This window comes from Embleya sp. AB8 (assembly GCF_049739465.1).
GTDB lineage: Bacteria > Actinomycetota > Actinomycetes > Streptomycetales > Streptomycetaceae > Embleya.
Window position 1 is genome coordinate 317,916 of sequence record NZ_JBMHHY010000008.1, and the last position, 22,145, is coordinate 340,060.

The 22,145-nt window shown below is 71.8% G+C and carries 15 protein-coding genes, 1 pseudogene and 3 riboswitches; of the genes and pseudogenes, 6 read left to right on the plus strand and 10 right to left on the minus strand.

All coding sequences use genetic code 11. The annotated features are described in order from the left end of the window. Positions 1-16: 16 nt before the first annotated feature. The gene (locus tag ABIA38_RS14270) at positions 17-2,767 is read right to left on the minus strand and encodes an SdrD B-like domain-containing protein (protein ID WP_424638960.1); all 2,751 of its coding nucleotides are present in this window, start codon (positions 2,765-2,767) and stop codon (positions 17-19) included. A gap of 383 nt (positions 2,768-3,150) precedes the next feature. On the opposite strand from ABIA38_RS14270, the gene ABIA38_RS14275 reads away from it, so the two are divergent. Beyond that, positions 3,151-3,585 (plus strand): hypothetical protein, encoded by a 435-nt coding sequence (locus tag ABIA38_RS14275; RefSeq protein WP_424638961.1) that lies wholly within the window; start codon positions 3,151-3,153, stop codon positions 3,583-3,585. Between the two features lie 208 nt (positions 3,586-3,793). Here ABIA38_RS14275 and ABIA38_RS14280 read toward each other — a convergent pair whose 3' ends face one another. The 5 genes from ABIA38_RS14280 to ABIA38_RS14300 are packed head-to-tail and all read right to left on the minus strand — an operon-like array spanning position 3,794 to position 10,278. Beyond that, a complete protein-coding gene (locus tag ABIA38_RS14280; RefSeq protein WP_424638962.1) occupies positions 3,794-4,693 on the minus strand; it encodes an ECF transporter S component in 900 nt (299 codons plus the stop codon). Beyond that, a complete protein-coding gene (locus ABIA38_RS14285; protein ID WP_424638963.1) occupies positions 4,690-6,450 on the minus strand; it encodes an ABC transporter ATP-binding protein in 1,761 nt (586 codons plus the stop codon). The genes ABIA38_RS14280 and ABIA38_RS14285 overlap by 4 nt, the downstream gene beginning before the upstream one ends. Beyond that, the gene (locus tag ABIA38_RS14290; protein ID WP_424638964.1) at positions 6,447-7,706 is read right to left on the minus strand and encodes a CbiQ family ECF transporter T component; all 1,260 of its coding nucleotides are present in this window, start codon (positions 7,704-7,706) and stop codon (positions 6,447-6,449) included. The genes ABIA38_RS14285 and ABIA38_RS14290 overlap by 4 nt, the downstream gene beginning before the upstream one ends. 2 nt (positions 7,707-7,708) lie before the next feature. Next, on the minus strand, positions 7,709-8,779 hold the full coding sequence (locus ABIA38_RS14295; protein ID WP_424638965.1) for a hypothetical protein: 1,071 nt from the start codon (positions 8,777-8,779) through the stop codon (positions 7,709-7,711). Continuing rightward, on the minus strand, positions 8,776-10,278 hold the full coding sequence (locus tag ABIA38_RS14300) for a prenyltransferase/squalene oxidase repeat-containing protein (protein ID WP_424638966.1): 1,503 nt from the start codon (positions 10,276-10,278) through the stop codon (positions 8,776-8,778). The genes ABIA38_RS14295 and ABIA38_RS14300 overlap by 4 nt, the downstream gene beginning before the upstream one ends. Positions 10,279-10,377: 99 nt before the next feature. After that, a riboswitch (cobalamin riboswitch) is annotated at positions 10,378-10,532 on the minus strand. 204 nt (positions 10,533-10,736) lie between these two features. Continuing rightward, positions 10,737-10,871: riboswitch (cobalamin riboswitch) on the plus strand. 138 nt (positions 10,872-11,009) lie between these two features. On the opposite strand from ABIA38_RS14300, the gene ABIA38_RS14305 reads away from it, so the two are divergent. Then, positions 11,010-12,113, plus strand: coding sequence for a peptidase (locus ABIA38_RS14305; RefSeq protein WP_424638967.1), 1,104 nt, complete (start codon positions 11,010-11,012; stop codon positions 12,111-12,113). Positions 12,114-12,305: 192 nt separating this feature from the next. Here the strand turns inward: ABIA38_RS14305 and metE are convergent, their stop codons facing one another. The 3 genes from metE to ABIA38_RS14320 form a co-directional block, all read right to left on the minus strand. Next, positions 12,306-14,630, minus strand: a complete 2,325-nt coding sequence (gene metE / locus ABIA38_RS14310) for a 5-methyltetrahydropteroyltriglutamate--homocysteine S-methyltransferase (RefSeq protein ID WP_424638968.1) — start codon at positions 14,628-14,630, stop codon at positions 12,306-12,308. 159 nt (positions 14,631-14,789) lie between these two features. Then, positions 14,790-15,010: riboswitch (cobalamin riboswitch) on the minus strand. A gap of 429 nt (positions 15,011-15,439) precedes the next feature. Further along, positions 15,440-15,973 (minus strand): flagellar hook-length control protein FliK, encoded by a 534-nt coding sequence (locus tag ABIA38_RS14315; protein ID WP_424638969.1) that lies wholly within the window; start codon positions 15,971-15,973, stop codon positions 15,440-15,442. A 555-nt stretch (positions 15,974-16,528) separates the two neighbouring features. Next, the gene (locus tag ABIA38_RS14320; protein WP_424638970.1) at positions 16,529-17,470 is read right to left on the minus strand and encodes a carbon-nitrogen hydrolase; all 942 of its coding nucleotides are present in this window, start codon (positions 17,468-17,470) and stop codon (positions 16,529-16,531) included. A gap of 222 nt (positions 17,471-17,692) precedes the next feature. Between ABIA38_RS14320 and ABIA38_RS14325 the strand changes: the two genes are divergently transcribed. Further along, complete coding sequence (locus tag ABIA38_RS14325) at positions 17,693-18,694, plus strand: LacI family DNA-binding transcriptional regulator (RefSeq protein WP_424638971.1); 1,002 nt, start codon at positions 17,693-17,695, stop codon at positions 18,692-18,694. Positions 18,695-18,759: 65 nt separating this feature from the next. On the opposite strand, the gene ABIA38_RS14330 is transcribed toward ABIA38_RS14325, so the two are convergent. Then, complete coding sequence (locus ABIA38_RS14330; RefSeq protein ID WP_424638972.1) at positions 18,760-19,734, minus strand: sugar kinase; 975 nt, start codon at positions 19,732-19,734, stop codon at positions 18,760-18,762. A 35-nt stretch (positions 19,735-19,769) separates the two neighbouring features. On the opposite strand from ABIA38_RS14330, the gene ABIA38_RS14335 reads away from it, so the two are divergent. The 3 genes and pseudogenes from ABIA38_RS14335 to ABIA38_RS14345 form a co-directional block, all read left to right on the plus strand. Further along, a complete protein-coding gene (locus ABIA38_RS14335) occupies positions 19,770-20,135 on the plus strand; it encodes a hypothetical protein (protein ID WP_424638973.1) in 366 nt (121 codons plus the stop codon). Positions 20,136-20,456: 321 nt separating this feature from the next. After that, positions 20,457-21,749, plus strand: coding sequence for an extracellular solute-binding protein (locus tag ABIA38_RS14340; RefSeq protein ID WP_424638974.1), 1,293 nt, complete (start codon positions 20,457-20,459; stop codon positions 21,747-21,749). Positions 21,750-21,753: 4 nt separating this feature from the next. Beyond that, positions 21,754-22,145: pseudogene (locus ABIA38_RS14345) on the plus strand (sugar ABC transporter permease); the annotation flags it as partial.

Consider the following 22,145-nt stretch of genomic DNA (forward strand, 5'->3'; position numbering starts at 1 on the left):
GCCGCCGTGCCCGGAGTTACCGCTGCCGGGTTTGTCGCCTGCGGAACAGTACGAGTGCCCCGCCGCCGAGGGCGATCATCGCCGCGGAGAGGGCGAACGCCAAGGGGAGGGTTCCGTTCAGGCCGGTGCGGGCCAGGATGCCCGGCGAGCCGCCGTGGTTGCCGCCCGGGGTGGCCGGTGGCGTCGGGGTGTCGGGTGTGCTCGGTGTCGTGGGTGGTGTGGTGGCCACCAGCTTGTTGACCGCCGTCACCGAGACTCCGGTGTCGAGGTTGTCGGAGGTGAGCACGAGTGGGCCGAGTACGGGTTTGTCGGGTGGGGCGTAGCCGTCGGGTGGGTTGGTTTCCTTCCAGTAGTAGGTGCCGGGTTCGACGTTGCGGGTGCAGATGCCGTCGGTGCCGGTGGTGCAGGGGTCGCCGATCTTCGTGTCGGGGGTGGTGCCGTCGGGTTGGAGTCCGTCGGTGCCGTTGGTTTCCTTCCAGAGTTCGAATTTCGCTCCGGCGAGGGGTTTGCCGTCCTGGTCGTTCTTGACCAGGCGTACCGCGCCTTCCTGTTGGCGGAATCCGAAGTCGAAGGTGTGGTCGTTCTCGCCGGGTCCGCCGGTGGTCAGCGCGCGTTCGGGGTAGCGTCCGCCCTTGGGGACGATGCCCTTGGAGTCGACGAAGCGGTTGTCGCCGATCCCTTCGTCGGTGGGCACCCATTGGTAAAGCGGCCCGCCCTTGGCGTAGTCGGCGGGGTTGTCGATCCGGATGGTGTACTTGGTCTTCGGTTTCAGGCCGCCGGTGACGTTCGAGTCGTCGAAGTAGTACTCGCCGCGCTTGGTGGTCCTGGTCGTGCCGACCACCTTGCCGGACTCGTCGTAGAGGTTGACGGTGGCGCCCTCGACCGGACGTTGACTCGGGCCCTGGATGCCCTTGCGCTCGGGGTCGTACCAGACCCGGTTGCCGATCTGCAGCGGCGCCTGGTCGCAGAGCACCTCCAGGTCACCCATCGAAGCACCCTTGCCGAACGAGGCATGGCCGCCTTCGGGGTTCATCCGCAGGCCCGAACCGGGCTGCCTCGTTCCGTTCCGGTTGGTGAACATCACGCCGGCGCCCACCGGAGTGTCGACGGGGTCCACACCGGCGGTCGCGACGAACTCCTCCACCTTGGACAGCGCGAGGCCGGCGTAGGCCGAGTTCGGATGCGCCTCCCCGATGGTGCCCACATGGAAGAACCTGGTTCCCCGCGGCGACATCCCGCAGCCGGTGTTCGTGTCCATCACGTACATGCCGTCGGACAGGCACGCCTTGTTCAGGTCACCACCGGCCACCATCGCGATGAAGGTCGAGGGGTCTCCGGGCCGCGGGAACGCCGTCGTGCGGTCGGTGAACCGATCGCGGAACGCCAGCAGCATCGAGCCGTCGGTCTCGAAGGCGATGTCGGCCAACTCGGGTTCCGGGTTGGCCATGGCGCTCACGCACGTCTGACCGTTCTGCGTGAACGGGAACGTGTTCGACCACGGGAACCAGCCCGCCCCGGGACAACTCGTGCCGAGTGAGTACTTGCGCGGATAGTCCAGGGGTTGGTTCAGCACCGCCTTGCCGAAGGCTCCCGTCGCCGGGTCGAAGGGCAGGACCACGGCGCGCAGGTCCGAGACCTTCCCGGTCGACTCGCCCGAGCAGACGCCGCCGACATAGCCGTTGCCGTCCTGCAGGCCGAGGCCGTACGGACGCCAGTCGCCCGGCGCGGGGCAGCCGGGGTCCGGGATGGCGTAGGAGGCCACCGGCGCGGTCGCGGTCGGCTGGGTGGCGTCGTAGCGGTACAGCTTGCGGTTGTTGAGGTTGACGACGAACAGGTCGTGGCCGTCGTCGGAGACCTCGATGTCGCCCAGGCTCTCCTTGCCCGCCGCGGTGAGGAAGGCGTCGTCGCTGGTGCCCGCGCCGTGGGCCGACGTTCCGGCGTCCGGGACGGTGGTGAACAACGACGTCGTTTTGCGCGCGACGTCGGTGACGTAGATCCCACCGGCCCCGCCGGGACCGTATGTCGTGTCCCGCTTGGCCGTTGCCGAACTGAACAGCCGCTTACCGGGCTTGCTCCACGCCATGCCATACAGGGTGCCGGTCTCGGCGTTCGTGGCCAGGTCCGTCACGTTCGTGTTGACGCCGCGTGCGTTGTAGGGGAACGTCACCAACGTACGTTGGGACGTCGGTTCGTTCGTCGCGGGCTGGCACGCGGTGGCCAGCGGCGCGTTCTTCTGGCAGTAGTCGCCGGGACTCCACAACCCCGTCGTGTACGCGACCTTCTTGCCACCGCCGAGGTCGACGAACTCCTCGTTGCTGCTGAGCTGGTTCGGCGCGCCGTCCAGGCCCTGCCGCGAGGCGAACGCCGGGAACAGCACGCCCGGCTTCGGATTCACCACCTGGACCCGATACTTGCCGCTGCCGGACGGCTTGGCCTTGTCGGGCGCCAACGTGACCGTGCCGTCGGCGACCGTCACCCCGGTGACCTTGCCGCCGTCGTCGCCGGTGAGCGTCACCGTCACGCCACCGATACCCGGCTCCAGAACGGGACTCCACACACCGGTCGTGTCCACGGCCCGCACCACCCGGACCGTCACCGAACCGTCGTCCGTCTGCGAATACGCCGGCGCCGTCGTCAACGCCAAACCGCCGAACCCCAGGGCGAGTGCCGCGAGGCCGCCTATGGAGCGACGGGCGTGTGAAGCCGACCGCAGTCGACCCGGTGGCCCGTTTAAGGCGCCGTCCGTCTCTTCAGTGGTAGGTGTCATACCTGCTCTCATCGTCTTAAAGGGCCCGAAGTGCGACCCTGCGGGTAATCCCACGGATCTGCCGTGGCCCGCCTCGTTGGCCGAAGCCTAGAGTGGATGTGGCAAGTGCGTGACAGCAAGGTGAAGTTGACGTTGAAATGGTTTCCGATGCGACCTCTGCGAGCCGTCGGCTTACGGGTTACCGGCCGGGTCGTGGGGAGCAGCGCCGCACGGCCTCCGGTCCACTCAGTGGACCGGAGCACGACACGGTGGGGAGCCCGGGAGGAGACTGGCGGTCGTGCGGTGGCCGCGTTTTCGCCGTCCGACATGCTGTACGGACCGCTTGGACCTTCGGCGCGGCATCGCACCTCCTTCGACCGGCATTGCCAACGAAAGGATCTCGCATGCGCACCAAACTTGCCGCCACCGCCGTTGCCCTCACCCTGGGCATCGGCGGTGGCGCCCTGGCCCCGACCGCCGGTGCCACGCCTGCCCACACCCCGCAGTCCGCGTCGCCGGCATCGTCGACCCTCGCGCCGGGCTTCTACGCCGGTGGCACCTGGCAACTCGTCCAGAGCAACGGCTTCACCGTCACGGTCCATCTGAGGCAGAGTCGCGGCGGCAACCTCATCGGAAGCGCGTCCTACAGCGGCGGTGTCGGCAGGGTCCTGAGCGGCGCGGTGAAAGACAACACCATCGCCTTCACCATCCGTTGGCCGAACGGAATCCTGGGCAGGTACACGGGCTCCTTGACTGCCAACCGGCAATTGACCGGCGTCACATACGTCGTGGGCAACCCCGGCCTCCGCGCCGACTGGCATACCGACCGGACCTTCTGACCGGACCTTCCGGCCGGGCCTTTCGAGCTGCGGCCACAACGTTCGAGCCTCGAGGCAAGGCGGTTGCCGGTCCTGTCGACATCGCTACTCGGGACGACGAAGGGGCGTTTCACATGCGGTTGGCATGTGGGGCCGGTCGTCCATCGGTCGCAGGCTCGGCAACCGCTCCGCGTTCCGTTCCGTTTCGCTCCGCTCCCGAGGATCGGGTTTACGGTGTGAGCTTTGCCTGTCGGGTTGATGCCGCGGTGCCGGTCTGTGTGGGGGCGGCGGGTGGTTGGGCCGGTTCGAAGGTGATCGGGGCTTCGAAGGCTGCCTTTCGGGAGGCGCGGCGTAGGGCGGCCAGGACTGCGGGGCCGACCAGCACGATGGCGATGCAGTTGGTGATCGCGCGGCCGGTGTCCCAGCCGAAGGTGGAGGTGAGCATCGTGAAGACGACGAAGCGGTGCAGGTTGTTCAGGATGCCGTCGCCGGGTACGAACGCGGGGCCGACCATGCTTTCGGAGTCGGCGAGGAACGGCCAGAACCACATGTTCATCAGGAAGCCGAAGGCGTACGCCGCGAATACCCCGTAGCCGGCCAGCATGACGATCTCGCGCCGGCCGCGGACCCGCCGTGGCAACAGGCCCGCGCCGAGGCCGACCCAGGCCGAGGCGAGCATCTGGAAGGGCAGCCACGGGCCGACTCCGGCGGTCAGCAGGGCCGAGGCGAACAGCGAGGTACAGCCGAGTACGAACCCGAAGCCGGGGCCGAACACCCGTCCGGCGAGTACGAGCATGAAGAACACCGTCTCGATGCCCGCCGTGCCCGCGCCGAGCGGGCGTAGCGCGGCGTTGATGGCGGAAAGTACGCCGAGCATGGCGAGGGCCTTGGCGTCGAGGCCGCCGCTGGTCAGCTCGGCCAGTACGACCGCGACCACGAACGGCAGGGTGACCGCGAAGATCAGCGGCGCGTCCCCCGAGTGCGCGGCCGATTCGGGGGAGGGCGAGGCGAACAGCGGCCACAGGAACATCGCCAGGCCGGCGATCGAGGCGACGGTGAGCACGATCGCGGTGCGCGGGGTGATCCGGATGGCGTTGCCGCGTTTGGTCGATTCCGGGGCCGTGGTCATCCGGTGGCCTCTCTGTCTCCGGCGGATGATGCGCGAGCGTCCCCGGCGGTGTCGCCGGCGGACCCTGCGGTGTCGCCGGCGGACCCGGCGGGCCGGCGCGCGTCCGACCGCGGCTCACGCGCGTCCGACTGGGGGTGGGTGGCGTCCCGATCCCCGGCCAGGGCGGCACCGACGGCGGTGACCGTCAACCACTCCGCCGGGGCCAGGATCTTGGCCACCTGCGGGGCGAACGCCGGTGAGGAGACCACGACTTCGGCGGTCGGGCCGTCCGCGACGAGGTCGCCCTCGGCCAGCACGAGCACCCGGTCGGCGACCTGGGCGACGAATTCGACGTCGTGCGTGGCCAGCACGATCGCCCGCCCGGCGTCGGCGAGTTCGCGAACGACGTGGACGAAGCGCCGTTTCGCGTGGTAGTCGAGGCCCCGGGTGGGTTCGTCGAGGAGCACCACCCGTGGTGCGGCGACGAGTTGGATGGCCAGCACGAGTGCGAGGCGTTGTCCCTCGGAGACGTCGCGCGGGTGCAGAGTGCCGTCGATGTCGGGGGCGATGCGATCGAGCAACGCCCGGCACGCGCCCGCCTCGGCGCCGGATTCCCGGTCGGCCTCCGCGCATTCGGCGTCGACGGTCTCCAGGTAGAGCAGGTCGCCGGGGGTCTGTGGGACCAGGCCGACCAGGGCGCGGGCGCGCTGCGGGGCGGCCTTGCCCGGGTCCTCGCCCGCGACATCCACCGTGCCGCCCTGCCGGGGAACGGAGCCCTGCAGGGCCCACAGCAGCGACGACTTGCCGGAGCCGTTGCGGCCCATCAGCGCGGTGACGCGCCCGGGGAACAGGTCCAGGTCCAGGCCGCGCACCGCGATCACATCGCCGTAGCGCACGATGATCCGACGCGCCGTCAACAACGGGCGGGACGCCGGGTCGGGTGGGCGCGGCGCCGGCGGCGTACGGTCGGCCAGACGGGCGCGCAGCGGCGCGGCCAGGCGGCGGGCGTCGCGCACCGACAGCGGCAGCGGCGACCAGCCGGCGAGTCGGCCGAGTTCGACCACCGGCGGGGCGATGTCGCAGGTCTCCAGGATCTCGGCGGGCGGGCCGTCGCGGACGGTACGGTCGCCGGGCAGGTGTACGAGCCGGTCCGCGTACTGCACCACCCGCTCCATGCGGTGCTCGGCGACGATCGTGGTGATGCCCAGGTCGTGCACGAGCCGGGTGATCGCGGCCAACACGTCCTCGGCGGCGGTCGGGTCCAGTGCGGAGGTCGGCTCGTCCAGAACCAGCACGCGCGGGTGCGCGGTCAACACGGCGCCGATCGCGACGCGTTGCTGCTGTCCGCCGGAGAGGGTGCGCAGCGGGCGGTGGCGCAGTTCGGCGATGCCGAGCAGGTCGAGGGTCTCCTCGACCCGCTTGCGCATCACCGCCGAAGGGATCGCCAACTGTTCCATGCCGTAGGCGAGTTCCTCCTCGACGGTGTCGGTGACGAAGCCCGCGAGCGGATCCTGGCCGACCACACCGACCAGGTGCGCGAATTCGCGCGGTGGTTGCGAGCGGGTGTCGATGCCGTCGACGAGCACGCTGCCGCGCAGGGTGCCGCCGGTGAAGTGCGGCACCAGGCCGTTTACGGCGCCCAGGAGGGTCGACTTGCCCGCGCCGGTGCGGCCCACGACCAGGCACAACTCACCTTCGGGGATCTCGAGTTCGACGTTGCGCAGGGCGGGAGCCGGGGCGTCGGCGTAGGTGATGGTGACGTCACGGAATCGGATCACCGGACGGACTTCTCCCTGAGCGTGGTACCGGTACCGGTATTGGTGCCGGTATCGGTATCGGTATCGGACGAGCCGGTGGCCGGCGTGTTCTGCCGTGCGCCGCAGTCGGGCCCGGTGTCGCCCGGGCGGGGCGCGGCGAGCGGGGGTGGTGGCGCCAGCCACGCGGGCAGGACACCCACGGCCAGCGCGAGCACCGGCAGCGGGGCCAACTCGGGCCAGGCGAGCGGGCTCAGCGACGGGTAGAGGTTGCCGGCGTCGATCCGGCTGGTCAGGTAGAGCAGCGCGCCGGTGCCCAACCCGCAGGCGGCGACCGCGAATTCGGGCAGGCGCCAGCGGTCCGGGAGATAGACGCTGCGGTTGATCCGGCGGCCGGTGAGGACGAAGCCGATGCCGGCGATCACCAGGCCGCCGGGCAGCATGGTGGCGCCCAGGTAGCGCGGGGTGCTGCCGTCGAGCAGCGCGTACACCCCCACACAGACCCCGATCAGGCCCACCAGCGTCAGTACGCCGGTCAGCAGTCGGATCGTGCGCGGCAGGTGCCGGTTGCGGCCGTAGCCGCGCGAGTCCATCGCGGCGGCCAGTGCGAGTGAGCGGTCCAGTGCGTCCTGGAGTACCGGGATCGCGATCGAGCGCAGCGCCCGCATGCCCTGCTGCGCGCCGCCGCGCAACCGCCGGGCCCGGCGCACCCGATGCACACTCTCGATCAGCTGCGGCGCGACGGAGAGGGCGACCACGACGGCCGCGCCCACCTCGTACAGCGCCGCCGGTACCGCCTTGAGCATGCGCTTGGGGCTCGCGAGGGCGTTGGCCGCGCCCAGGCACACGATCATCGTGGCCAGCCGCAGGCCGTCGTAGAACCCGCCGAGCACGTGCTCCAGGGCCACCGGGCCGAACAGGTGGATCCCCGCCGCCCATGCGGGCAGCGGGATCTCCGGCAGGTCGACGAGCACATGACTGCCGGCGGCTCCCGCGCCGAAGACGATCCGGAACAACACGCGCATCACGATGATGAACAGGCCCAGGAACAGGTACATGCGAAAGGCCAGTGCCCACGGCGCGTCGCCGCGCCGGTTCGCGACCACGAATCCGGCCACGGCCAGGAGCAGCGCGAGCAGCAGCGGGTTGGTGGTGCGACTGGCGGCGGTGGCCAGGCCGAGCGCCCACAACCACCACGCGCCCGGATGCAGGGGGCGCGGCAACCGGCCGCCGCCGCGCCGGGACGCGACGGCGGCCGGCAGTCGCCGCGTCCGGGGCACGCTCAATCCGACCCGCCGGTGCGCTTGCGCCGACGCCAGGTGGCGAACCCGGCCGCCGCGCAGATCGCCACGAGCAGGGCGATCCCGAGGATGGTCGTGGTCGGGATCCCGTCGGGGCGCCTGGTCGCCAACTCCTCGCCGCCGGTCCAGGTTTGACCCTGCGGAGTGACCCCGGAGGGCCGGCCGGCGGGGCCGGGTGAGCCCGGCTCGGCGGCGGCGGTCGCGGACGTCTCGGCCGAGGCCGGCGGGGCCGAGGGGGTGGTGCTCTCGATGGGCTGCCCCGGTTCCATCGGGTTGCCGGCGACACCCGGCCCGGGGGCGAGGGGATCGGTCCCCGAGGTCGCGGCCGTCGAACCCGCCGACGTGGTGCCCGTGTTGCCGGCCGTACTCGCACCGGAGGTGGTGGATCCGCCGTCGGCGGCCCGGCTGCCACCACTGCCGGCCGAGGTCGCGCCACCGCCGGTGGACGTGCCGTTGGTGCCGTTGCCGGACGGTGGTTGCGGATTGTCCGTCCGAGGCGGATTCGGCGGGGTGGGCGTCGCCGGGCGGGCCGGTGCCACGCGCGGTGGCGGGTTGGTGGTCTCGGTCTTGTTCTTGGCGAACGACCAGCCTTCGAAGCTGCCGAGCGGGGGTTTGCGGTTCAGCACGCCCCACTGGCTGTACGTCCACGAACCGCCGTTGGGCGCATGCCAGTACGACCAGTACGCACTGGCCGGCGGCGTGTCGATGCACGGCTCGGAGTTGGCCCCTGGCTTGCCCTCGATCCGGCAGATGAATGCCTCGCCCCAGCGGGCCACGCCGGCTATCTCGATGCCCGCGTTCTTCAGCGCGGCGTGGCCGGTGGCCTGGTCCCCGCGTGCGCAGCGCACGATGGTGGTGCCGCCGAGCTCCTGGAAGTCGATGACCACCGTCACGCCGTTGCCGTCCGGGCAGTAGCCGGGCGTGCCCTTCGAGGTGTCGACCGCGTGTGCGGCCGGCGCGACCACCGTGAGCCCGCCGGTGAGGGACAGCGCGAGCAGGGCAAGTGCGGTGACCAGGCGGGCGATTCGGCCGGCGCGCCCGGGGCGCCTCACGTGTGCGTTCCGTTCCTGCGACGCGCGCCGGCGCGGACGGCGAAGCCGGTGCCGACCAATCCGGCGGACAACATGAGCAGTCCGCCGATCTCGGCGCCGGTCCTGGCCAGGTTTCCGCCGCCGCCGTTCGCGGTGCCGCCACTGCCCGAGGTGCTTCCGCCGCCCGACCCGGAACCACTGGTACCGGAGCCACCGGTGCCGGCGCCGGCGGTGTCCGTCGCGGACGCGGTGATCGACGCACTCGCGGTCTGGGTGAGCGCGGTGGAAGGTGTCGTGGACGGCGGCGTGGACGCGCTGTGGCCGGGCGATCCGGTGGGCTTGGGGGTGCCGGAGTCGGTCGGCTCGGGCGAGGTCGAGGTGGTGTGCGTCGGCTCGGTCGGGGCCTTGCCCAGGTCACCCAGCGAGACATCGGCCAGCGCAAGCAGCGCCTGCGGGGTGGCGCGGCGCCACTGGTCGCGTTGGAAGTCCGGGATGCCGTCGGTCCTGGCCGAGGCGAGGGCTTCGTCGTTGTAGGCGATGGTGCCGATCTCCTTGTCGGCGGCGCCCGCGTTGTCCTTGGTGATCTGGTGCTTGGCCACCCACACGGCGGCCCGCTCCGACTCGGCCCGGTAGCCGGCGGCGTGCAGGGCCTGACCGGCCAGGCCGGTGCTGTTGGTGTTCGATGCCGCCGTGGGGCCCGAGCCGCCGAACGAACCGTCGGCGCGTTGCTTGGACTTGAGCCAGTCCGCGCCCTTCTTGGCGGCGGTCGCGGCGCCGGCCGAGTGGCTCTCGGCCGCCGCGGACAGCAGCGCCTGCACGGCCATCGCGGTGGAGTCCGGGTCGAGCACGGTGGTGGGAGTGTCCTGGCAGGTCGCGCCGCTGCTGCCCAACTGGCCCGGGAACAGCCGGAATCCGCCGCTTGGGCACTGCTGCTTGAGCAGGAAGTCCACGGCGGATTGCGGCACTCCGCCGCTGCGGGCCAGGCCGAGGACGGCGAGCGACTGGCCGAAGGCGTTGCTGGAGTCGGGGCTGCCGGTGAGCTTGTCCCGGATCCGGCCCACGTCGTCGCCGGCGTCGGCTCCCGCGATCAGGTCGAGCGTCTCGGCGCGCAGGTCGAAGCCGCCGAACCCGGTCGGATCGCGGTCGGCGACCACGGCGGCGAAGAGTACCTTCGCGGTGGCGCCGGCGATCCGCGAGCCGGGCATGCCCCATTCCTCGGCGCTGTTGTACGTGCGTACGTTCGCGGCCACCGCGTCGGCCGCGGCGCGGAGCGCGGCCGGTTGGGAGCGGGTGGCCGCCAACGCCATCATCGTGTCGATGGTCAGGCCCCAGTCGGAGCGGGAGAACCCGGGGATGGCACCGCCGACCAGTTCCCCGGCCTGCCACTTCGCCGCCGCCGAGGCCTCGGCGGCATGGGGATTCGCGGCGTCGGCCGACGCGGAGAAGACGGGGGAGGCGGCGACGAGCACCGCGCCGCAGACCGCGACGGCGCCGGTGGTTCGCACGGTGAGCCAGGACATCGGTGGAACCCTTCCGAGACCAACGCGTCCCGGGAGCCGGCCGACGCGGGGCGTCGGACGGGCGTCCGGGCCTCAGCGTGTAGTCCACGACAGCTGGAGCCTTCAATTCGTACGCACCCAGGTATTCCGACTCGCGGCGGCCTGTCGGCCACCGCCTACGGTTGCGGGTCAGCGCCGGATTTCGACCGGCTTCCCCTGAGTTTCGAACTATGCAGTTGAGGGTGTCGACACAGGTCGGCGTGCGGAGCATACGAAACGTTCCGACGCTCGGACAACAGCACGAGTATGCGCTCCACGGTGCCGTTCGTCACCACCGGGGTGCGGGCCGGCGCGAAGCGGCGAACCGGTTGGCCGGAAAGGGAGTTCTTCCCGCGCCGGGCGGTCCGTAGAGTGCGGGACGTCCTCGCGCCGGGGATTGTGGAACACTCGCGACGCCCCTCGCGGACGCCACGACTCGTTCCGATCGCCGGTGCGGCGGCCCGCAACATCTCCGACGACAGGGGAAGTCCGGTGTGAATCCGGCGCTGACCCGCAGCGGTGGTCCGTCCCTCCCGACGGCGAGCCCGAATGCCTGTCGCCGGGGCGTTTTCCTCTCCATTCCCCGTCGTGGTCCGCGGGGCGGAGCCCTCGCGTCGCCGCGCCGGGAACGTGTGCCGCCCTCGGGCCGGCCCGCCTCGGCCGGCGGATCCGCCGGGCCTGCCGCGCCGTGGGCCCGGAAAGGCACCGTCATCATGACGCTCACCACTCGACCCGGACGCCGGATAGCCACGCTGCTCGGCGGACTGGCCCTGGCCGGCGCGACCGCCCTGATCCCGGCGACCGCCGTGGCCGCCCCCACCACGACCGGCCCGACACCTGCCGCGGACGCGTCCGTACTCGCCGGCAACCGCACCCAGGCCGCGGCCGGTTGGCTGGCCCGCCAACTCGTCGACGGCGAGCGCTTCGAGACCACCTTCAACGGGGTGACCTACCCCGATCAGGGCCTGACCATCGACGCGATCCTCGCCTTCGCCGCCGCGGGAGTCGCCGACCACAACGGGGCCAAGGCCACCACGTGGCTCGCCCGGCCGGAGATCCTGTCCGGCTACATCGGCGACGGCGCCACCAACGCCTACGCCGGCGCCACCGCCAAAACCCTCCTGGCCGCCGAGGTCCGCGGGGTGAGCCCCACCACGTTCGGCGGCGTGGACCTCCCGGCCCGGCTGCGCTCCCTGCAACAACCCTCCGGCCGGTTCACCGACACCTCCCCATGGGGCGACTACAGCAACGCCTTCAGCCAGTCCCTCGCACTCCTGGCGCTGAACCGCACCCCCGGCGGAGTGCCCACCGCCGCAGTCGACTTCCTGGCCGGCGCACACTGCGCCGACGGCGGATTCCCGCTGAACTACGGCCTGCCCACCTGCACCAGCGACGCGGACTCCACCGCGATGAGCGTGCAGGCGCTGGCCGCCACCGGCCGATCCCAGGAGGCCGCGGCCGGCCTGAACTGGCTTGCCGCGCACCAGCTTTCGGACGGCGGCTTCGGTACCGTCGGTGCCACGACCGGCAACGCCAACAGCACCGGACTGGCCGGCCAGGCCCTGCTGTCCTCGTGGCGGGTACTCCCCGGCCTGACCGCACGGCACTTCCTGACCGAACGCCAGGTCGGCTGCTCGGCCACACCCGCCACCCGAGGCGCGATCGCCTACGACGCGACCGGCTTCAACCCGTCCACCGCCACCCGCGCCACCGCCCAGGCGGTCCTGGGCCTGGCCGGCACCGGCTTCGCCGACCTGACCGCCGCCGGCGCCCGCCCCGACGCCCCGACGCTGCACTGCCCCGGAACGGCCGCCTGACGCAGCGGAACAGGCCCGCACCACCGGGCGATGACGGCGCCCCGACGCGTTGTCGGGGCCGTCGCTGCGGGCCCCCGTGTGGCCGGATGTCAGTCCGCCCGGTGGTGGATCGGCCCGCCGTTCGGGTCGACGTGCGCGTGGCGGACGAGTTGCCGGGGCGGGGCCTTGCGGGCCCCGCCCCGGCAGGGTTCGTCAGGGCGTGCTGTTCGAGAGGGTGCTGCGGACCTCGCGCGCCGCGGTCACCAGGTTCGTCAGCGAGGCACGGACCTCGGGCCAACCCCGGGTCTTGAGGCCGCAGTCGGGGTTGACCCACAGGCGCTCGGCGGGGATCGCGGTCAGGCCCTCGCGCAGCAGGCGGGCCACCTCGTCGGTGTCGGGGATGCGTGGGGAGTGGATGTCGTAGACGCCGGGACCGGCCTCGCGCGGGTAGCCGTGGGCGGCGAGTTCGTGGGCGACCTGCATGTGGGAACGGGCCGCCTCCAGGCTGATCACGTCGGCGTCGAGGTCGTCGATGGCCTGCACGATGTCGCCGAACTCCGCGTAGCACATGTGGGTATGGATCTGCGTCTCGGCGCGTACGCCCGAGGTGGTCAGGCGGAACGCCTCGGTGGCCCAGGCCAGATACGCGGCATGGTCCGCAGTGCGCAGCGGCAGTGTCTCGCGCAGCGCGGGCTCGTCCACCTGGATGACCGAAGTCCCTGCGGCTTCGAGATCGTCGACCTCGTCGCGCAGTGCGAGCGCGACCTGTCGGGCGGTGGTGCCGAGTGGTTGGTCGTCGCGGACGAAGGACCACGCGAGCATGGTCACCGGGCCGGTCAGCATGCCCTTGACCGGTCGATCGGACAACGACTGGGCGAACGAGGTCCAGCGCACGGTCATCGGCCCGGGGCGGGAGATGTCGCCGGCCAGGATCGGCGGGCGTACGTACCGCGTTCCGTACGACTGGACCCAGCCGTGTCGGGTGGCCGCGTAGCCGGTGAGCTGTTCGGCGAAGTACTGGACCATGTCGTTGCGTTCGGCCTCGCCGTGCACCAGGACGTCGATGCCCGCCTGCTCCTGGAAGGAGATCACCTCGCGGATCTCCGCCTCGATGCGTTTGGCGTAGCCCGCGTCGTCGAGGCGTCCGGCGCGCAGTTCGGCGCGGGCGGCGCGCAGTTCGGCGGTCTGCGGGAAGGAGCCGATGGTGGTCGTGGGCAACAACGGCAGGCCCAGGTGCGCGCGTTGGGCCGCGGCCCGTTCGGGGTAGGGCCGACTGCGCCGGCCGTCGGCGGCGGTGACCGCGGCGGTCCGGGCGCGTACGGCGGGGTCGCGGGTGAGTGCGGAGGCCTTGCGGGCGGCCAGGTCGGTGCGGTTGGCGGCGAGGTGGGCAGCGATCGTGTCGGTGCCCTGGCCGAGGCCGCGGGCCAGGGTGACGATCTCCTCGGTCTTCTGCCGGGCGAAGGCGAGCAGGCGGGCGATCTGCGGGTCGATGTCGCGCTCGGCGTCGGCGTCCAGCGGTACGTGCAACAGCGAGCAGGACGCGGCGACGTCGACGCGGTCGGCCAGGCCCAGCAGGGTGCCGAGGGTGGCCAGCGACCTGCCGAGGTCGTTGATCCACACATTACGGCCGTCGACGACACCGGCGACCAGCCGTTTCCCGGGCAGTCCGCCGACGGCGGCGAGGGCGTCCAGGTTGGCGGCGGCCGGGCCGGTGAAGTCCAGGGCGAGCCCCTCGATCGGGGCCTTGGCCAGGATCGGCAGCGCCTCGCCCAGGCGGTCGAAGTACGAGGCGACCAGCAGCTTGGGCCGGTCGACCAGGCCGCCGAGGTCGCGATACGCGCGGGACGCGGCGTTCAGCTCGGCGAAGCTGCGGTCCTGGACCAGCGCGGGTTCGTCCAGTTGTACCCACTCGGCGCCGGCGGCGCGCAGGTCCGCGAGCACCTGCGCGTACACCGGCAGCAGCCGATCCAGCAGGGTGAGCGGCTCGAAGTCGGCCGACACCCCGGGCGCGGGCTTGGCCAGCAGGAGATAGGTGATCGGGCCGACCAGCACCGGGCGGGCGGTCAGGCCCAGCGCGACGGCCTCCGCGAACTCGGTGACCGGCTTGGCGGAGTTCGCCGAGAAGGTGGTGTCGGGGCCGAGTTCGGGGACCAGGTAGTGGTAGTTGGTGTCGAACCACTTGGTCATCTCCAGCGGAGCCACGTCCCGGGTGCCCCGCGCCATCGCGAAGTAGCCGGCCAGGGCGTCCGCGTCGACGGCGGCGCGGTGTCGGGTCGGGATCGCGCCGACCAGCACGGTGGTGTCCAGGACGTGGTCGTAGAGCGAGAAATCGCCGGTGGGCACCTCGTGGATCCCGGCGTCGGCCAGCCGACGCCAGTTGGCCCGGCGCAGTTCGACCGAGGCGGCCCGAAGCGCGTCGGCGTCGATCCTGCCTGCCCAGTAGCCCTCGACGGCCTTCTTCAACTCCCGGTGCGGGCCCTGTCGGGGGTAGCCGTACACGGTGGCGCGGGTTGCCGCGGCTGCGGACTTGGTGGTCACGGAACTCTCCTTCGCGAGCTGTCTCCGAGATCCCGGGACGGATCGAAGGCGCGAAGTGATGGCACACCAGGCGGGGCACGTCGGCGCACTCTCGCGCCCGTGTCCCACCGGAATGTCCGCCGACCCGCCCACGAGGTCACCGAGATCACCGTGCGCATCGGTGGCGCACGGGCAGTGGCAGGTCTTCGGACTCGTGGGCGCGTCCACCGAGAAGGCGGACTCCTACTGACCGTCGCTTCCCGGACCCGGCTCGGGTCCAGTGCTGTTGACGGCGGTCGTTCCCACTCACCGCTGCGGGGCAGTCCCGGATTCACACCGGGTTCCCTCTTGCGACGCGCCTGCCTGGCGGGCAGGGCGAACCGACTGCGTTCCCCAGCCTAGTGCCGCGCCCGGCGACGTTCACCCCGTCACGGCGCCCGGCACGGCCCCTCGCCGCACCGCCGAAACATCCGAGTACTCCAAGTGCGAGGACGTTCCGGCGGCGCACCGAGGCACCGCACCGAACACCGCGCCGGGGCAAACGTTGCCGGGCGCGGCACCAGTCGGCCGCCGGTGCGTTCGGGAGGCGAGTTCAACGTGTGGACGGTGAATCGACGCGGGCGGCATGCGGACGACACACGGACGCCGCCGGTCGCGGCGATCGAGCGGGCGTGCGGGAGTGGATTGCCGCGTTCGTTCCGACGGGATCGCCCGGGTCGCCCGGGTCGCCCGGGTCGTTCGGGTCGGTCGTGGTCCGGCGGAACGAACGCGGACGCGGAGCCGAGGACCACCCTCCCTCCCCCGGGTCCGATGTCGCGCCCGAGCCGGCCCTACGGGCGTGTGGGGGCCACCCGCGGCGGCGGGTTGGTGCTGTCGGTCTTGTCCTTGGAGAACGACCAGCCCTCGAAACTGCCCAGCGGGGGCTTGCGGTTGGTCGCGCCCCACGAGCTGTACGTCCAGGTGCCGTTGTTCGGCGCCCACCAGTAGGACCAATACGCCGATGCGGGCGGGGTGTTGACGCACGGCTCGGTGTCCGTGCCGGGCTTGCCCTCGATCCGGCAGATGAATGCCTCGCCCCAGCGATTGGTGCCCTGGATCTGGAAACCGGCGTTCTTGAGCGCGGCGAGACCGGTGGCCTGGTCGCCGGGCGCGCAGCGCACCAGCGTGGTGCCGCCGAGTTCCTGGAAATCGACGACCACGGTCACCCCGTTGCCGTCCGGGCAGACGCCGGCGGAGCCCTTGGTGGTGTCCACGGCGTACGCGGCCGGGGTGGACACCGTGAGCTGCGCCGTGGCGGGCAGCAGCAGGAGGGCAAGTGCCCCGACCAGCCGCCCTATTCGGTGCTTGTTCCGACGAAACCTCATGGGTGATTCCCTTCGTGCGACGGGAGCCGACGCGGACGGCGAACCGGTGCCGACCGGGCCGAGCGAGGGGTTCCTGCCGGGACCACCGAGCCCCGGCATCCCGCCGACGAGCGACCGCCGGACGTGACTTCGGGCCTCAGCGTGTAGTCCACGACAGCTGGAGCCTTCAACTCGTACGAACCCAGGCATTCCGACTCGCGACGGTCTGTCGACCGGCGCCTACGGTTGCGGGTCAGCGCCGGATTTCGACCGGCTTCCCCTGGGTTCCCGAACTATGCGGTTGTCACCGGCCCCGAGAAGGGGTGGCCTGCGGAGCGTACGAGATGCCTCGGGCGGTGCACAACGGGATGTGCCCCTGGAATCGGCGTACTTCGTCGCCCACCGCTGGATGGCGGACGGGGCGACCGGGTCGCGTCGATCGGGTCGCCGGCGCTCGGAGCGAGCCGACGGCGGCCCGATCGAGGGCCCGGGTGCGAGCCCGCATCCCGGGCCCTGGCCGGGGTGCTGGGTGCGGGCTCGGGTCGGTTTCGGGTGGTCGGTTTCGGGTGGTCGGGGTCAGGAGCCGGCGGTCAGAGGTGCGTAGGCGTCGGGGCGGCGGGTGGTGAGGAAGGGGAAGAGTTCCAGCCAGTCGCGACGGGCGTCCAGGTCGAGGTCGGCGACCAGTACGGCCGGCTCGTCGCGCGGGGCCTGGGCCAGGACCCGGCCGTAGGGGTCGACGATGAACGAACTGCCGTAGAAGGTCAGGCCGTTCTCGGCGCCGATCCGGTTGGGGACGACCATGAAGGTGGCGTTGGCGATGGCGTTGCCGGTGATCACCTGCTGCCAGATCGGCTGGGTGTCGAAGCCCGGGAAGCCCGGCTCGGAGCCGATCGCGGTCGGGTAGACGAGGACATCGGCACCGGCCAGCGAGTAGGCGCGGGCCACCTCGGGGAACCACTGGTCCCAGCAGGTCGGCAGGCCCAGGTTTGCCTCCTCGACCCTGACCAGGGGGAAGGCGTCGTCGGGCGGGCCCTGGCGGAACCAGTGGTCCTCGTAGTAGCCCTCGGAGACGGGGATGTGGGTCTTGCGGGTGCGCTGGGCCAGGGTGCCGTCGGGGGCGACCAGGATCGCGGTGTTGTAGCCCAGCCCGTCGTCCCGGCCGTCCGGCGCGGGGGCCCGCTCGTAGAGCGAGGCGTGCACGTAGACGCCGTACTCGCGGGCGGCCTCGGCGGCGAAAGTGAAGGTCGGGCCGGTGCGCAGGTCCTCGGGCTCGGCCGGGGCCGGGTGGTCGGCCCTGCGGACCACCGCGAAGTACGGGGAGAGTGTCAGCTCCTGCAGACACACCACCCGCGCGCCCTCGGCGGCGGCCAGCCGGATGCCCTCGAGCAGCGCCGCCCGGTGCTCGGCGGGATCCGCGTGCCAGCGCTGCTGGACGGCGGCGATCCGCAGCGGGGCGCGCTCGGCGGGGCGGGTGCGGGTCGGCGAGGCAGGCGGGTCGTACGCGGTGATCAGACGCATGGCGATTCCAGACGTGTGCGGGGAAACGGAACGGGCGGACAAACGGAACGGGCGGACAAACGGAACGGGCGAACATACGGAACAAGCGAAGAAACGGAACAGGCGAACGGAGTGCGGCGAGCAGCCGCGTCCGCCTTGCCGGATCGTTCCGGCAAGAAGTGAATCTAACCCTTGCCGGAACGTTCCGGCAAGGCCGCTCCCGAACGTCTAGACTTCGGCGATGTGAACCCCCGTACCGTCACCCTCCTCGACGTCGCCCGTGTCGCCGGAGTCTCCAAGAGCACTGTCTCGGACGCCCTCCAGGGCTCGGGACGCGTCGCCGAGGCCACCCGCGACCGGGTCCGCGGGATCGCCGAGGAACTGGGCTACCGGCCGAACAGCGCCGCACGTCGGCTGCGCCGGGCCAGTACCGGGGCGATCGGGCTGCACCTCCCGCACACCGCGACCCGCCTCGACTACTACCTCAACCTCGCCTTCGGCGCCGTCGAACGTGCCCAGGACGACGGCCTCGACGTGGTCCTCCTGGCCCCCGCCACCCGGGCCCACGGACCGCTCGCCTCCCGCGTCGACGGACTCCTGGTGATCGACCCCGAGGTCGGTGACGCCGCGGTCCCCGGACTCCTGGACGCGGGTGTCCCCGTGGTCACCGGCGAGCGCTACCTCGGCCCGACCCCGACGCCCAGCGGCGCCGTCGTCTGCGACAACTCCGCCTCCCTGGGCGCCCTCCTCGACCACGTACACGAGCGCGGCGCCCGCCGACCCGCCCTGCTCGCGCCGGAAGCCACCTCCGCGTGGGCCGAGGCGCTGCGTACGACGGCCCGGACCTGGGGCGACCGGCACGGCACACCGGTCGAGATCCGCACGGTCCCGTTCGCCGCCACCGTCGGCGAGGCCGAACAGGCGACCCGCGAACTGCTTACCGCCGACCCGGCGATCGACGCGGTGATCTGCGCCCCCGACGGCGCCGCCCCCGGCGTCCTGCACGCGGCGACCACCCTCGGCCGCAGCGTGGGCCGAGACCTCCTCGTCGCCTCCTGCGTGGCCGGACCCGCCACCCGCAGCAGCGTTCCGCCGGTCACCGCGGTCGACCTGCGACCCGCGAGCTACGGCCGAGCCTGCGCCGAACTCCTGTGCGACATCCTGGCCGACCGCGCCGCCCCCGACACCGTGCGCCGGCACGACTGGATCCTGGAAACCCGAACCTCCACCCTGGCCGGCACCTGACCGCCGAGCCGCACGGGCGATGCGGTGGCGGGAGTGGATGCGGGAGGGGCGCTGCCGTGCTCGGATCAGCGAGCGACCGCGTCGCCCACGTGCAGGAGTCGGAGTTCGTCCCGGCCGGGGAGGCCCTCCCAGTCGCCGGGGACGGTGACCGCGAAGGCTCCGGCCGCGGCGGCGGTCGCGAGTCGGGTGGACACGGGCCCGCCTTCCAGGAGTTCGGCGAGGTAGCCGGCGGCGAAGGCGTCGCCCGCGCCGACCGGGTCGACCGCCTCGACGCGATGCGGCGCAACCTCGTACGCGACCTCGTCGACCAGCGCGAGCGCGCCGCGCGAGCCCTGCTTGAGCAGGACCTGCGCGGGGCCGAGCTCGCCGAGCGCTCGGGCGAGTTCGGCCGGGGTCGTGTGCCCGGCGTCGCCCAGCACGAGGCGGGCCTCGTCCTCGGTCGCGAACAGGATGTCGGTGTCGCGGGCGAGCGCGCGCAGTTCGCATGCGGCGTCATCGGCCGACCACAGCGCCTGTCGGTAGTTCAGGTCGAGCGAGACCGGGACGCCGGTGGTGCGGGCCTCGGCGATCGCGGCCCGCACCGCGGCGCGCGCCGACCCGGACAGCGCGGGTGTGATGCCGGTGACGTGCAGGATCCGTGCGGCGCGGATCCGCCCGGGGTCGATGTCGTCCGGGCACAGGCGCGAACCGGCGCTGCCGGCGCGGTAGTAGCGCACGGCGGTGGCCGCCGCGGTGCGCCGGGCCTTGACCATGAGCCCGGTCGGAGCCTCCGGGTCGACGATGGCGCCGCGGACGTCGAGCCCCTCGCCGCCGAGCGCCGCGAGGACGAGACGGCCGAACTCGTCGTCGCCTACACGGCCGATCCACGCGGCTCGGCGACCGAGCCGGGTGACACCGATCGCCACGTTGCTCTCGGCCCCGCCGATCGTGACGTCGAGCGTGCGGGCGTGGCGGAGCGGTCCGATGCGGGGCGCGGTGAGCAGGACCATGGTCTCGCCGAGCGTGACCACGTCCGGGGTCTCCCGGGGTTCGGCGGGCATGGGGTCCTTTCGCGGGATGGCTGCGGTTGCGCGGGGTGGGCTGCGTTGCGGGGTGGGCCGGGGACGGGATCGGCGATGCCGTCGGCGACCGCGACGAGTTCGCGCGGCCACACGGTGACCGCCTGCGTGTCGGGCGGGCCGCCCTCGTATCCGGCCACGCGGGCGACGGTCGGGCCGGGTACGTCGGCGGCGGCGCGGGCGAGGTCGACCGCTTCGGCGACGCCTCGGCAGCCGGTGCGTCCGCCGGACGGGCCGAGTTCGACCCGGGCGCGGGCCGCGTCGAGTCGGCCGATCGTGGCGACGCGGTTCTTGGTGACGGCGGTGGTGACCGTGACGGCGACGTCGGCTCGGAGGCTCGGCGCGCCCGTGCCGTCGAGTATGTGCCCGCCGCGCAGCGGTAGGTCGTACATGCGAACCTTCCTGACCGGAGCGGCGTCGTGGTCGACCACCTGGGCCGACTGTCGAGTGCGTCGGGTGAACCGAGCACGGACGCTACGTGTCCGCGAACTGTCCGGGCCACTTCGCAGCACATGGTTTTGCAGTGCACAACCTTCGGCGTGACATCTTGTCCGGAGCACGTGCCGCTTTCTAACGTCCGGCTCACGCCGCACCGAAGAGCTTTTTCATGCGGTCGTGTCCGTGTCGCTTTTGTACAGGCCGACCCTCAGCTCGCGGCATCGTCCGCAGTCGCTCCGGCCTGCCTCGCCGCAGGAGGATTTATCATGAAGTTCCGGAGTTTGGCCGCGGTTGCCGTGGCCGGTATCACCTTGGCTGCGTGCGCGCCGGGTACGGCGTCCAAGACGAAGTCCGCCGACGAGCAGACCGGCACGCTCAAGGTGTGGCTGTACGACGAGGCCAACCGCGGGCCGAAGGAGAAGGTCGTGAACGCGGCCGTCGCCGACTTCAAGGCGGCGCATCCGAAAGTAAATGTCGAGGTGGGCTACATCCCGACCGACCCGGGTCCGCGCGCCGAGAAGATGAAGGGCGCGTTCAACGACCCGAAGAGCGCCCCGGATGTGGTCGAGTTCGGCAATACCGACCTGTTCGGCTACGTCGCGGCCGGCGGCCTCGCCGACATCGGCGCCGACCTCGACGGGTGGTCGGAGGCGGGCGACCTGCCGCCGGACCTCAAGCTCACGACGCAGGTGTCCGACAAGACCTACGGCCTGCCGTGGTGGCTGGGCGTGCGCTCGCTGTACTACCGCACGGACGTGTTCACCGAACTCGGCCTCAAGCCCCCGACGTCGTACGCCGAGCTGGTCCAGACCGCGAAGAAGGTCCGCGAGGCCAAGCCCGAGTTGTTCGGCATCGTGGTCGGCGGCCGGTACATGTACGGCGGTCTGCCGTTCGTGTGGGCCAACGGCGGCGACATCGCGACCCAGCAGGGCGGCACCTACAAGGCCACCATCGACTCGCCGCAGTCGCAGGCGGGCGTCAAGGCGTACACCGACCTGTTCACCAAGGACATCTGTCCGCCGCAGCAGTGCGCGGACCTGGGCGGTGACAAGACGGTCGAGGCATTCACAGCCGGCACCGCCGGCATGGCGATCCTGCCCAACTCCTCGCGCAGCGCGGTCGAGGCGGGCCAGGTCAAGGGCAAGTACGCCGTGGTGCCGCTGCCCGGCATGACCCCCGGCTCGGTCGCGCCGGCCTTCTCCGGTGGCAACGACCTCGGCGTGATGAAGTCGTCGCAACACCGCTCCCTCGCGGTGGACTTCATGAAGATCCTGGGTGGCAAGAAGTACCAGCTGCAGATGTTCGAGGCGATGGGCAACCTGCCCACGCTCGCCTCGGTGCGTGGTGACGTGGTGGCGAAGGACCCGTGGCTCAAGCCGTTCATGGAGACCCTGAACGCGGGCACCAAGTTCGTCCCGAAGGACCCCGCGTGGACCAAGATCGACTCGCAGACGGTCCTGCAGACCATGTTCCAGAAGGTCGTCACCGGCAAGGCCGATGTCGCCGGTGCCACGGGCGACGCGGCGACGGCGATCAACAACGCGTTCGCCGGGAAGTAGCACGGTGACCGCGACCACCACGCCCGCGCGGGCGGATCGAGCGGCTCCGGCCCCGGTCCGCCCGAGCGGCACGGCGAAGACGAAGCGCCGAAGTTCCTGGATGCCGCTGTGGCTGTTGTTGCCGTCGGCGGTCATCCTGATCCCGCTGTTCGGCTACCCGCTCTACCAGCTCGGGTTGTTGTCGTTCCTGAAGTTCGGCCAGCCGCAGGCGTCGGCGGGCGAGGTCGCGGAGTTCGTCGGGTTCGACAACTACACGACGTTGTTCGACGACGGCCAGTTCTGGGACGTGCTGGTCCAGACAGTGGTGTTCGCCGCCGCGTGCGTGGTGGCCACCCTCGCGGTGGGCGCCGCCGCGGCCGTGCTGTTGACGAGGGTCGGCAGGTGGCCCCGGCTGTT

Coding starts and splice junctions, on each gene's coding strand:
- ABIA38_RS14275 (WP_424638961.1), top strand. CDS start 3,151: ATGCGCACCAAACTTGCCGCCACCGCCGTTGCCCTCACCCTGGGCATC.
- ABIA38_RS14340 (WP_424638974.1), top strand. CDS start 20,457: ATGAAGTTCCGGAGTTTGGCCGCGGTTGCCGTGGCCGGTATCACCTTG.
- ABIA38_RS14320 (WP_424638970.1), bottom strand. CDS start 17,470: ATGCGTCTGATCACCGCGTACGACCCGCCTGCCTCGCCGACCCGCACC.
- ABIA38_RS14280 (WP_424638962.1), bottom strand. CDS start 4,693: ATGACCACGGCCCCGGAATCGACCAAACGCGGCAACGCCATCCGGATC.
- ABIA38_RS14315 (WP_424638969.1), bottom strand. CDS start 15,973: ATGAGGTTTCGTCGGAACAAGCACCGAATAGGGCGGCTGGTCGGGGCA.
- ABIA38_RS14305 (WP_424638967.1), top strand. CDS start 11,010: ATGACGCTCACCACTCGACCCGGACGCCGGATAGCCACGCTGCTCGGC.
- ABIA38_RS14270 (WP_424638960.1), bottom strand. CDS start 2,767: ATGACACCTACCACTGAAGAGACGGACGGCGCCTTAAACGGGCCACCG.
- ABIA38_RS14330 (WP_424638972.1), bottom strand. CDS start 19,734: ATGCCCGCCGAACCCCGGGAGACCCCGGACGTGGTCACGCTCGGCGAG.
- ABIA38_RS14300 (WP_424638966.1), bottom strand. CDS start 10,278: ATGTCCTGGCTCACCGTGCGAACCACCGGCGCCGTCGCGGTCTGCGGC.